Origin of the sequence: Belliella kenyensis (assembly GCF_022549675.1) — a bacterium.
Classification (GTDB): Bacteria; Bacteroidota; Bacteroidia; order Cytophagales; family Cyclobacteriaceae; genus Belliella; species Belliella kenyensis.
Genome location: NZ_JAKZGR010000016.1, coordinates 12620 through 24582, shown reverse-complemented (window position 1 = coordinate 24582; position 11963 = coordinate 12620). Strand labels below are relative to the sequence as shown.

At 40.1% G+C, this 11963-nt stretch carries 9 protein-coding genes; all 9 read right to left on the bottom strand.

Annotated elements, in window-relative coordinates:
* Nucleotides 1-64: 64 nt before the first annotated feature.
* The 9 genes from MM214_RS15545 to MM214_RS15505 all read right to left on the bottom strand — a co-directional run bounded on the left by MM214_RS15545 (nucleotide 65) and on the right by MM214_RS15505 (nucleotide 11798).
* Nucleotides 65-745, bottom strand: a complete 681-nt coding sequence (locus MM214_RS15545; RefSeq protein WP_241296772.1) for a 3'-5' exonuclease — start codon at nucleotides 743-745, stop codon at nucleotides 65-67.
* Nucleotide 746: 1 nt separating this feature from the next.
* A complete protein-coding gene (locus tag MM214_RS15540) occupies nucleotides 747-2693 on the bottom strand; it encodes a DUF294 nucleotidyltransferase-like domain-containing protein (protein WP_241296770.1) in 1947 nt (648 codons plus the stop codon).
* A 242-nt stretch (nucleotides 2694-2935) separates the two neighbouring features.
* Nucleotides 2936-4873, bottom strand: coding sequence for an acetate--CoA ligase (gene acs / locus MM214_RS15535; RefSeq protein WP_290295109.1), 1938 nt, complete (start codon nucleotides 4871-4873; stop codon nucleotides 2936-2938).
* Nucleotides 4874-4961: 88 nt separating this feature from the next.
* On the bottom strand, nucleotides 4962-5318 hold the full coding sequence (locus MM214_RS15530; protein ID WP_241296766.1) for a response regulator transcription factor: 357 nt from the start codon (nucleotides 5316-5318) through the stop codon (nucleotides 4962-4964).
* Nucleotides 5293-8046, bottom strand: a complete 2754-nt coding sequence (locus MM214_RS15525; protein WP_241296764.1) for an ATP-binding protein — start codon at nucleotides 8044-8046, stop codon at nucleotides 5293-5295. Before MM214_RS15525 ends, MM214_RS15530 begins: the two co-directional genes overlap by 26 nt.
* The gene (locus tag MM214_RS15520) at nucleotides 8039-8242 is read right to left on the bottom strand and encodes a hypothetical protein (protein ID WP_241296762.1); all 204 of its coding nucleotides are present in this window, start codon (nucleotides 8240-8242) and stop codon (nucleotides 8039-8041) included. Before MM214_RS15520 ends, MM214_RS15525 begins: the two co-directional genes overlap by 8 nt.
* Nucleotides 8243-8342: 100 nt before the next feature.
* Entirely contained in the window at nucleotides 8343-10046 is a 1704-nt protein-coding gene (locus MM214_RS15515; protein ID WP_241296760.1) for a sodium:solute symporter family protein, read from the bottom strand.
* 19 nt (nucleotides 10047-10065) lie between these two features.
* Nucleotides 10066-10329, bottom strand: coding sequence for a DUF4212 domain-containing protein (locus MM214_RS15510; RefSeq protein ID WP_241296758.1), 264 nt, complete (start codon nucleotides 10327-10329; stop codon nucleotides 10066-10068).
* Between the two features lie 23 nt (nucleotides 10330-10352).
* Complete coding sequence (locus MM214_RS15505) at nucleotides 10353-11798, bottom strand: porin (RefSeq protein WP_241296756.1); 1446 nt, start codon at nucleotides 11796-11798, stop codon at nucleotides 10353-10355.
* Nucleotides 11799-11963 lie beyond the last annotated feature (165 nt).

Genomic DNA, 11963 nt, shown 5'->3' with positions numbered 1-11963 from the left:
CGCTGTTAGGTTAATTTGATCATGCATTGTGGTTCATAGTAAAAACTCCAATGCACTTCTAGCATCAGTATACCATCATCAAGTCTTTAAAGTTCTTAATACCCTTCTTCTCTGCAAGTTTCAATAGCTTCATGAGAAGTTGAGCAGTGAGAAAAGCATCTCCCGAAGCTGTGTGCCTGTCATCGAGTGGTATGCCATAACGCTCACAGAGTGCATCCAAAGCATATTCTCCTTTTCTCATGAGCCTGCGGTCAAAGTGTGGTCCTTGTTCTAGTCTTATAGCCAATGCTTGTGTATCTAAAATAGGGTTGAGGATTTGTTTTAGGCCAAAGCTTTTCAATATCTTTTCCAACATTCCCAAATCAAAGCCTATATGGTGACCTACGATAATATCTCTATCAATGTATTTCAACAAATCTGCTGCAAAGTCTTTGAGAGGAGAAATCTCAATGGGATAGAGGATTTCATGAACTTTCAGTGAAGCTTCATTTTGCAATGGAGCATCTAGGTATACTTCCCAAGACTGTTCTAGATTGAGTCTATAGCCTTTCATTTTGACAGCACCGAAAGAGACTATATAGTCTTTCTTAATATCTAATCCAGTAGTCTCAGTGTCCAAAATCGTAAAGTTCAACTGATCTATAGGAGTAAATTCTGCCTGTTTTTTGATCATAAACTTCTCATACTGCACTACAAAGTTAGATTTGCTAGGCTTATTTCTGAATATAAAATCTAAGAATCCCATATCACCTGTTGAAGTATTCCATTTGAAACCTGACGCTCATGATACGCTGAAGCTCATCTATAGGAGCAAAAGCATTTTTGAGTAATTGTCTTTGGAGCTTTCCCAGAGCATCTGGCTGTATGTATCTTCCAGACGAACCAGACTTAAGCCCTTCAATGGCACGCATGCGCATGAGAATCTCATAGGCCTTGCCAGCCTCTAGCATGAGTTCTTTGTGCTGAGGTTCTAGGGTTGCAATTTTTTCAAATCGTCTAAAAGTATTGTTGATTCCCACGACCCTATGACTAAGGACAAGCAATCTACCTAAGTCGGCTAAAGGCATCATTGCCCTGAGTTTGATGTCAAACTTGTCTCGATGTTCACCACTTTTTTCTACTATAAAGTTCTTAAAGAATCCCAATGGCGCGGGGTTTAGCAATGCATTTTTTGCCAGGAAATTGAGAAAAACAGATTTCCCAGCTATTTCTTGGTAAATATGATCTGTCATGGCATCTGACAGGGCCTTGTGTCCATACACAGGCCTATAGTCAAAAAATATGGTGGCATGCATCAAGGCCTTCTGATCAGGAATCAGTATCCAATCTGAAAAATACTGCTTCCATTGGCTCAAGGATTGACACCATTTGGGATTGTTGGCCATCATATCGCCTGGACAGGGCTCAAACCCACAATGCAGAAGGATATCAATCACTTCGTTGCCTATTTGAAGCATGTATGCTTGAACAGCTTCTGCTTGATCAGCGGGGACATCTTCATAGACAATTGCATTGTCCAAGTCAGTCCTCAGTAGCTGCTCTTCTCGACCTTCACTTCCTAAGGAAAGAAAGCAAAATTTAACTTTTGAAGCTTCTGGATGAGCTTCATCATATTTCTTTTTGGCGATTTGAACAGCCCTTTGGATGATGATGTCATTGATCTCTGAAATGATGTTGGCGATGAACTCCATCCCAATTTCATTTTCCAAATAATACTTCAGTAGTCGCTCGGCTCTATTTCTCACTTGAGCCATTTCGCTTACTTCCCAAGTGTTCATCAGTGCATTGATCAAAACTGCTGGGCTATTGCCTTGAGAAAGTAAGATGTCATGATCAGATAAGATGCCTGTCACAGGACTCTGATCACTACCATCTTCTGTGAATATCAAGTGATGAAGCCTATTTTTGATCATGGTAAGGTATAGTGGCGCAAAACCTGCATCTTTTCTTCTCGTGATCACTGGTGTAGTCATTACTGACTCGACGAGTACATCATATCCTAACCCAGCTGCAACCACCCTATTTCTTATATCTTTGTCTGTTATAATTCCCACTGGAAACTGTTTCGCATCTGTGATCACTACAGAGCCCACTCCTTTGTCAGACATTGCGATAGTCGCTTGTCTTATACTTGTGCCCTGCTGGACACAAAGGACATCCTCCGAAAACTTCATATCGGATTGACCTGTAAATATCATCAGTCCATTGTCCTGGGAAATTTCTTTGAATTCACTTCTTGCTTTTTGTACCTGAGACAAATCTCGCCTAACTACTACTTGCCCAGATGCAAATCCAGCAGCAAAATATAGACTCACTCGACTATTTTCTTGCAAAATTTTATCAAATGTACTTACAGGAATAGCATATACTAAACTATCCTCTTTAGCCAAAGCTTGTAGTATGTAGGGACGTTTGCCTAGTAAGGCCAATACACCAAATACATCACCTTCATCACACACCTCCACAATGATGTCTTTCCCGTCCTCATGATCGATCAAGTGAACGGAACCTTCTCTTAGTACAAAGAAATAATCTTGTGCTGGATCACCTTTTTGGAAAAGTCTTTCACCTGCTGAAAAGTATCGAACCTCCACTACTTGTGCTACAGCAAGTAGTGTGGCACTATCCAGAAAATGAAATGGAGGAAAACGATTCAAGAACTCCTTAACTCTATTGAAGATTACGTTGGACATGTTTTATTTCATTGCTATAGAATGCAAAATTAAGCTCTTATGGTTTGAACTTGATATATATTAGGAATATGGTAGAGAAAAGATGGAAATAATGTAGAAATAAGCCTTCGGTGAAACATTATAGCAATATTTTAACAAATTGAAATATGTTTATTCTGATACTTTTATTTCAGCCTGTAGGTGTACTATAATTTATCGCCGAAGGCATATGTAAATCACAAATTGCGTAACTTATACCTGATTTATTGCCTGCCTTCTATGATTTCTTGAACTACTTCTGGATCCAGTAAGGTAGAGGTATCACCTAGGTTGTCTACAGTTCCTTCTGCTACTTTTCTCAAAATCCTTCGCATGATTTTTCCAGATCTAGTCTTAGGAAGTCCAGAGACAATTTGGATTTTGTCAGGCTTAGCAATCGGGCCGATGATTTTTGATACTGTATCTTTGATCTCATTGGTGAGGTTCTCCTCTGTCCTATTTTTCATGTCACAGATTACATAGGCATAGATTCCCTGGCCTTTTACCTCATGAGGGTAGCCTACCACAGCTGACTCCACTACCAGTGGGTGCTCATTGATAGCGTTTTCCACCTCTGCGGTACCCATACGGTGTCCAGATACATTGATCACATCATCCACTCTTCCCAGTATTCTGTAGTAGCCATCGTGATCTCTTTTGACACCATCACCTGTGAAGTACATACCTTTGTAAGTGGAGAAGTAAGTTTGCTTGCACCTTTCATGATCTCCATAGGTTGTTCTTATCATGCTGGGCCATGGGAATTTCACACATAAGTTGCCTTCTACAGAGTTGCCTTTCAGTTCATTGCCTTCTGCATCTACAATGCAGAGCTGAATACCTGGGAGGGGAAGTGTAGCGTAAGCTGGCTTGGTAGGTGTGATCCCTGCGATTGGTGAAACTAGGATTCCGCCAGTTTCTGTTTGCCACCAGGTATCTACGATAGGGCACCTAGATTTTCCGACGTGTGTATGATACCAATTCCATGCTTCTTCATTGATCGGTTCTCCAACTGACCCGAGTACCTTGAGCGAACTCAAGTCGTATGGTTCAATAGGCTCTGTACCGTGTGCTTGTAGCGCACGGATTGCTGTAGGCGCTGTGTAGAACTGATTTACTTGGTGCTTTTCTACTACAGACCAAAATCTACCTGCATCTGGAAAAGTAGGAACTCCCTCAAACATCAAAGTAGTTGCCCCTGCCAAAAGTGGCCCATAGACAATATAAGAGTGACCTGTAATCCATCCTACGTCAGCTGTACACCAATATACATCTCCTGGTGTATACTGAAAGACGTTTTCGAATGAATACTTGGTATAAACCATATATCCCCCCACGGTATGTACTACACCCTTTGGTTTTCCTGTAGACCCAGAAGTGTAAAGGATGAATAGCATATCTTCACTATCAGTCTCTACCGCTTCATGCTGTTCAGAGACTCCTTCGACAAGTTCATGCCACCAGAAATCCCTTCCTGATTTCATGCTAACTTCTTGATGAGTTCTTTGATATACAATCACCGTGTCCACTGTCGCTTTTTCAAGGGCTTCATCTACTACTGCTTTGACAGCAATTTTTTTACTTCCTCTGAAATTTCCATCTGAAGTTAGTACAGCTTTCGCTTTACAATCTTCGATTCTATCAGCCAGTGAGGAAGAACTGAATCCAGCGAAAACTACAGAATGTACAGCTCCTATTCTGGCACAAGCAAGCATTGCAATGGCAGCTTCTGGAATCATAGGCATATAGATGATAACCCTATCCCCTTTTTTGATTCCTTTCTCTTGGAGCACGTTTGAAAATTTACATACCTCTTTATACAATTCCTTGTATGTCAAAGTACGACCTTCTTCATTTGGGTCATTGGGCTCCCAGATGATAGCTGGTCTATCTCCTATGGTGTAAAGGTGACGCTCTAGGATATTTTCAGTGATGTTGAGTTTGGCATTGACAAACCATTTCACATCTGGTTCTTCAAAGTTCCAGTCTAGCACCTTGTCCCAGCGCTTTTTCCAATGAAATGAGTCTGCTATTCTTGCCCAAAATTCTTCTGGTTGGGTTACTGATTTTTGATATTCATGAAAATACCCACTAAGGGTGTGAATTCTGTCGCTCATAGTTTTGGTTATTTTGATGAGTTGATTATGTGATTTTCGTTTTATTTCAATGTTTTATTAATGGTTGATTTATGCTTTAGCATGTCAATTTTCTAATATTCACTCCAAACAAACCTTAGATTTGTAAGTAATGTCAATTGATTAGATTCCTCACCTTTGTGATCAAATCCTTGTTGGTAAATGGCTTGGTTAAGTATAAATCAGCACCAGTTTCAAGCCCTTTTTCAATGTCTTGAATTTTGCTTTTAGCTGTCAAGAATACGACTTTGACTGCTTCGTTTTTTTCTTTGATATATTTACAAACTTCATAGCCATCTACTTTAGGCATCATGATGTCTAAGATCACTATTTCTGGAAGATCCACATCGATGATCTCCATGGCTTCTTCTCCATCTCGTGCTATGTAAACCGTGAATCCCTCTTTTTTGAATAGGTATTCTAAAGAGAGCAGAATGTTGGGTTCGTCATCTACTATTAGAATTTTGTTCATTGGTTTTTATTTGAGTTTGTTGAAATTGTATGGGTATGCTGAATTCAAAACATGTCATGCCATCCAATCTCTCTACTTTTATATTTCCTTGATGATATGTTATAATCTTTTTACAAATCGCTAATCCAAGTCCACTACCTATTGGCTTTTTACTCGTTTGGTTTTTAGCTTGGAAAAACTTGTCGAAAATGAATGGGACTTCTTCCTCTGGTATTCCTTTGCCATCATCTTTGATTGTCACTATCAATTGATCTTGATTGATCTTTGCTTGAAAATAAATGTCTCTTTGGGCAAATTTTGAAGCATTTGACATGAGATTCAAGATGACTTGTGTGATTCGATCTTGATCCATTATCATTTCTATATTTTCCAATTCAATAGCGACTGTTAATTTAAGTCCTTTTTCTTTGATAACTTGAGCTATGCTATTTACCGCTTGCATCAAGATTGACTTTACTGCTACATTTTCTAAGTTCAATTCCTGCTTTCCAGAGTCAAACCTTTCCAAGTCAAGGACTTGATCGATTAGTCTGGTCATTCTATTGGTTTCCTGTATGATGATGTCTAAGAATTTTCTGCTTTCATCTTGAGACAGACTTCCTTCTTCTTCAAGTAGGATTTCCGAAAATGCCCGAATAGAAGTAATCGGGGTTTTCATTTCGTGAGTGACTGTAGAAATGAATTCGTCCTTCAGCATATCATTTAGGCGAAGTGTTTGATTGAGGTCTTGGAGCTCTTCTGTAGCCTTCTTTAAGGCTTGACTTTTGGCATTGAGTTCGTTATTCAATGATTTGAGCTCTTGCGTCTCTTTGAGGATGCCCAATACTTCATCCATCGTAATCTCCTCTTCTTTCACTACTGACGATACCATGATGCGCGCAGAGGCAGCCCCAATGATTCCTGACAAAAGCCTTTCGGAATAATTGACCAATGCAGGGTCTACCATTTCATTTTGGTTTAAGCTTTTGCCCGTACTCTTTTCAAATTCCTCCAAAACTTGATCTGTTCGCTCTTTTCCAATGAAACTGCTGAGCAATCTCTTCAAATCATAGAGGTAGGCTTGACCCTTCCAAATCACAACATCATCCATTGTCTCGCTGTGCTTGAAGATATCAACAAAGACCGCTGCCTGATTGTGTTCCTTTGAGCTTTGATTTGCCAGGAGGCTTAATGTCCCGTATAACATTACATTGATCGAAAGACTGAAGAACAATCCATGAGTGATGTAACTCAAGTCCTCGAACCCGAGCAGTCCATGTGGCTTTAACCATCCTATTCCAAGAAGGCCTTCGGTCATCAGGGATTCATCAATATAACCAGTTGTAATCATAGTAGGTATCACTAAGGTATAGAACCAAATGATAAATCCTCCAATAATTCCTGCCAAGGCACCTACTCTAGCTCCTCTTTTCCAGAATATACCTCCTATGATAGCTGGAGCAAACTGGGCAATGGCCACAAAGGAAATCAAACCTATGCTGACCAAGGTGAATTGCCCAGCCACATGCCTATAATAAAGATAAGCCGCTAGAATAATGCCGAAAATGGCTAATCTACGAGTCCAAATCAAGATTTTCCCTAGTTGGTGCTGATTTCTTGCTTGAAAATGCTTACTCAATAATAAGGCAGGCATCACTAAGTTGTTGCTCACCATGGTGCTCAATGCTATCGTCGAAACGATGATCATCCCTGTAGCTGCCGAAAAACCTCCAAGAAAAACCAACAATGCTAACCATTTCTGATCAAATGCTATAGGAAATGCAAGGACGAAGGTATCCGCTTCAAAACTCCCAGATGGAAAGTAGACCAATCCCCCGAGGGCTATTGGCATCACAAACAAATTAATCAGCAAGAGATACAATGGGAAGAGCCACATCGCTGTATCAATATGTCGTTCATTTGAGTTTTCGATCACACTCATTTGAAACTGTCTGGGCAGAAATAATATGGCCATCATGGATAGGGCGGACATCCAGAACCATTCCGTTGGGCTTCCATCTCCCTTCATCTGAAAAAGCGTACTTAGACCAGCTTTTTCTGCTTGATCAAAAATCTCAACAACTCCATCAAATACGAAAAAGCTTACAAATATCCCCACCACCAAAAAGGCTAGCAGTTTGAAAATAGATTCAAATGCTACGGCCATGACCATGCCTTCATGCTGTGCAGTGGCTTCGATATCTCTTGTACCAAAAAGCACTGTAAACAATGCTAGCCCTATAGCCAAATAGAATGCAGTATCTTGATAGAATGGTACAACTTGCAAAAGAGCAATACTTGAAGCACCTTGAAGAATCTCAAAAGAACTTGCTACCCCTTTGATTTGAATCGAAGTATAAGGTAATACACCAAGAAGACACACCACGGTCACTACTCCACCTAAGGTGATATTTTTCCCATACCTGCTGGAAATGAAATCGGCTATAGAGGAGATCCGCTGTACTTTTGATATTCGGATGATCTTCCTCATGATCAGCCACCATAAGGGAGCTATCAGACTAGGGCCTATGTAAATGGTCAAAAACTCTAGTCCATTAGTAGCTGCTCTTCCTACCGATCCATAATAGGTCCATACGGTACAGTATACAGCCAAAGTCAATGCATAAATCGCTGGATGGTTGGACAGCCTTTTGCCTTGCTTGGCTTTCAGTTCTGAAAACCAAGCTATAGCAAAAAGCAAAGCCAAATAGCCGAAGGTAAAGAAGATGATGATAAGGTTGCTAAACATCTTTTTTGCTTCTCTTGATGATGATGAAGGTCAGCACGATAAGACCAATCCAAATACTGAATACACAAAAGTAGAGTACAGGTATACCAAGCCATCTGCTTGGTATATCATATATTGCCATCATGGGATAGTTCAAAAGAAACAATCCAAGAAGGAACAGTGCCCATAAATACTGTGACTTCAGACCTTCCTTCATTCTTAATTTTCGTGATTATTGATTAGCATGATTAATTTACACTTTTTGATTGGATGTGTCATCATCCTTGGCTGTCTACTTTTTAGTTAGTGTGGTTTTATCAATGATCATGCGCACTTCCTGCACCTCTTGGAATCCTGATCTCTTGAATCATTTCTTGAACTGCCTGTGGTGGTGCAGGCGTGAGCTTGGACACTATATAGCAAACTATAAAATTCAGCAGCATACCTACACTTCCAATGCCCTCTGGTGAAATTCCAAATAAATAATAATCAGAACTAACCAAATCAGGAGATATACCAAAGAGTGTAACACCGAACTTGAAATATACAATATAGACTAGAGTAAATATCAAGCCTGACAACATGCCTGTAATGGCTCCTTGTTTGTTCATCCGAGTAGAAAATATGCCCATGATGATCACAGGGAAAAATGATGCAGCTGCCAGACCAAACGCAAATGCGACCACCTCTGCCACAAATCCGGGAGGATTGACACCAAAATACCCAGCAAGTATCACAGCTCCTGCGGCTGAAATCCTGGCTATCCAAAGTTCTCTTTTTTCAGTCATTTGAGGTCTAAATGTCCTAAAGAGATCTCTTGAGACTGATGTTGATATGACCAATAGCAGACCAGCAGCAGTAGAAAGTGCCGCAGCCATTCCTCCAGCTGCTACCAGACCAATAACCCAGTTTGGTAGATTAGCGATCTCGGGACTTGCAAGTACCATGATGTCTTTGTCAATGCTGAGTTCATTAGTTTCAGGATTAGCGGCATACTGCACTATACCATCTCCGTTTTTATCATCGATCCTAATGAGATTCGTTTTTTCCCAGTTTTCTACCCAGTCAGGTAGCTCATCTATAGGTTTGCTTGCCACTGTGTCTATGGCATTATAAATCCCAAAAGCTGCCACTGCTGGAGCAGTAGTATACAATATAGCGATAAATACCAACGCATATCCAGCTGAAAGTCTTGCATCTTTGACCCTTGGCACTGTGAAGAATCTCACTATAACATGAGGAAGACCAGCTGTACCAACCATCAAAGCCAAGGTAATGGCAAATATGTCGGATATACCTTTTCTCCCTGAAGTATATGCTGCAAAACCTAATTCGGTAAGTACTCCATCTAGTTTATCCAACAAATACGATCCATCTGCCACTGTACCTCCCAGTCCCAACTGAGGAATAGGATTACTCGTCAGTTGCATCGAAACAAATATCGCAGGTACCATAAAAGCAAAAATCAATACGCAATATTGAGCCACTTGGGTGTAAGTGATTCCTTTCATACCACCTAATACTGCGTAAAAGAAAACGATGCACATTCCTATGATCACACCTGTATTGATATCGACTTCTAAGTATCTTGAAAAGACTATTCCCACACCTCTCATCTGTCCAGCTACATAGGTGAAAGAAATAAAAAGGGCACAAATTACAGCCACCACTCGGGCTTTATTAGAATAATACCTGTCCCCAACAAAATCTGGAACTGTAAATTTCCCAAACTTCCTAAGATACGGGGCGAGTAGCAACGCAAGTAATACATAGCCACCGGTCCATCCCATCAGGTATACAGAGCCATCATATCCAGAGAAAGAGATGATTCCAGCCATAGAAATGAATGATGCTGCTGACATCCAGTCAGCTGCGGTTGCCATGCCATTGGCTAGGGGAGACACACCACCCCCAGCAGTGTAGAATTCTTTTGTAGATCCAGCTCTTGTGTAGATTGCTATACCTATGTATAGTGCAAACGATAAGCCTACAAGTATATATGTCCAAGTTAAAATATCCATTTCAAAGTATTTAGGTGGTTTATTGTTCGTTTACATCAAATTCCTTGTCAAGCTTATTCATCATGAATACATAGATGAATATCAAGACCACGAAAGCATAGATAGAACCTTGTTGTGCAAACCAGAACCCCAACTTGAAACCTCCGATTCTAATATGGTTTAGGGGCTCAACTAATAGGATTCCAAATCCAAATGATACTGTAAACCAAATTGTTAAAAGCACTCCGAGGAGTTTTAAATTTTTTTTCCAATAGGCTTCTTTACTTGATTTTGATTGTTTCATGGTTATTGGGTTATTGGTGAATATTATAGGAAAATATGAGTTTGTAAGATAAATTCCGAAGCGGATCCAGACCTTCTATATTGTTCAAAAATAGGTCTTTGACTATATTGTAAGGTTATTTTGGCTTGATGTGAATTGATGTAGTAATTCAAGCCCAAGTCATATTGCCAAGATCCTTCGTCAAAGTATTCGAAGTTTTTGTGGGTGAATGCGGCATAAGGTTGAAGCTTGCCTTTGTCCTTGAGTATTTTTTTGGGGAGTAAATAGCCACTTTGAATGTAGAAGATATTTCCAGTACCAATGGTTGGTTGGGCATTTCCTGGTCCATTTTGTGATGATCCTGATCCCATTCCCACATTCATGATTCCAATGTTTCGGATATAGTTAGGGCCGAAGTCATAATGATAAAATACAGCATAGCTTGTCAAAGCAGTTCCAGCTGATTTGTTTAAAGGCAAGTCTAGAAAGCTATCTAACCCAAAAAGTTTCATGTCATGAAACTGGATCTGGTTTGAAGCATTGGAGGAGTTCATGGCTTTGGGATGGTGGTGCCATCCTCCACCGATATTGAAAACCCTCTTGCTTCCCAAATATGATCCTACAAAATAGGGTAGCTTGTTATTCTCAGTATCCCAAAATTGATAAGCAATATATCCTTGTGTAGCCCAATTATCATTTACAATATGATTTGAAACGGATCTATTTCGCTCAGTGTCAAAACTCCCGCCATTACCCACTGCAAATGGCTTATTGAGTGCGAGCCTATAGTCCCATTTGTTGACTTGACCCTTTGCATAAAAGCCAAACTGACGAGCAAACTGATCTGTCATTTCAATTAGAGGCCAATTGAAAATTGGAGCATCAAGTGTCATGAAATTCAAAGTACTTGCACTAGACATTCTAGAGATTCCATTCCAGTAATGAAGCCCAAGTCCTGCATACAGCTCTGGTATGATTTTGAATTCTGTCCAGATATCATGAAAAAAAAGTTGAGGCTTTTTTGCCGACATTCCATTGGCTGTGCCTATACCGTTGATTGGGTCCACTTGAACAGGGATATCCCCTGGATTTCCAGTGAATCCACCACCAGGTACCCCGCCTGTTCTAAATGTTTGATTGTTGATACCCCAGTGTGTCAGAATCATAAACCTGGGAGAGATCTCTGCATATGCCAATACCCTGGCTCTTCGGATTCCTATATCGGTGGTGTATTTTTGTGGATTTCCAGCAAAGTCGAGTGATCCTGGATTGTTTTGGATTGCTCTTGTCCACATTTGATTCCAAAATAGAAACCTGATGTACTTATTTCCCTCTTCATCAAGCTTGAGTGTAAGAGGCTTGTATGTGTGATCTACAAAATCTTCGTTTCCTTTTTCTGAAGGACTTTTGCTAGTTATTTGTTGGGCTGTGCCTGTGGATGCCAGGAACATCAATGCATAACCAAGTATGGAGGGAAAGTGATTTTTCATGGTTATTGGCTATTTGGGTTTTTTCACACCATCGAGGTAATGATGTGAAGTCCAATTTGAAAAGAAGCCCATGAAAAGAAAAGTTGATGATAGATTTTTGTTAATTGAATATAGAAATACATCTATGTGAATCTATCAACCTGATTTTTTAATGAATTGATATCA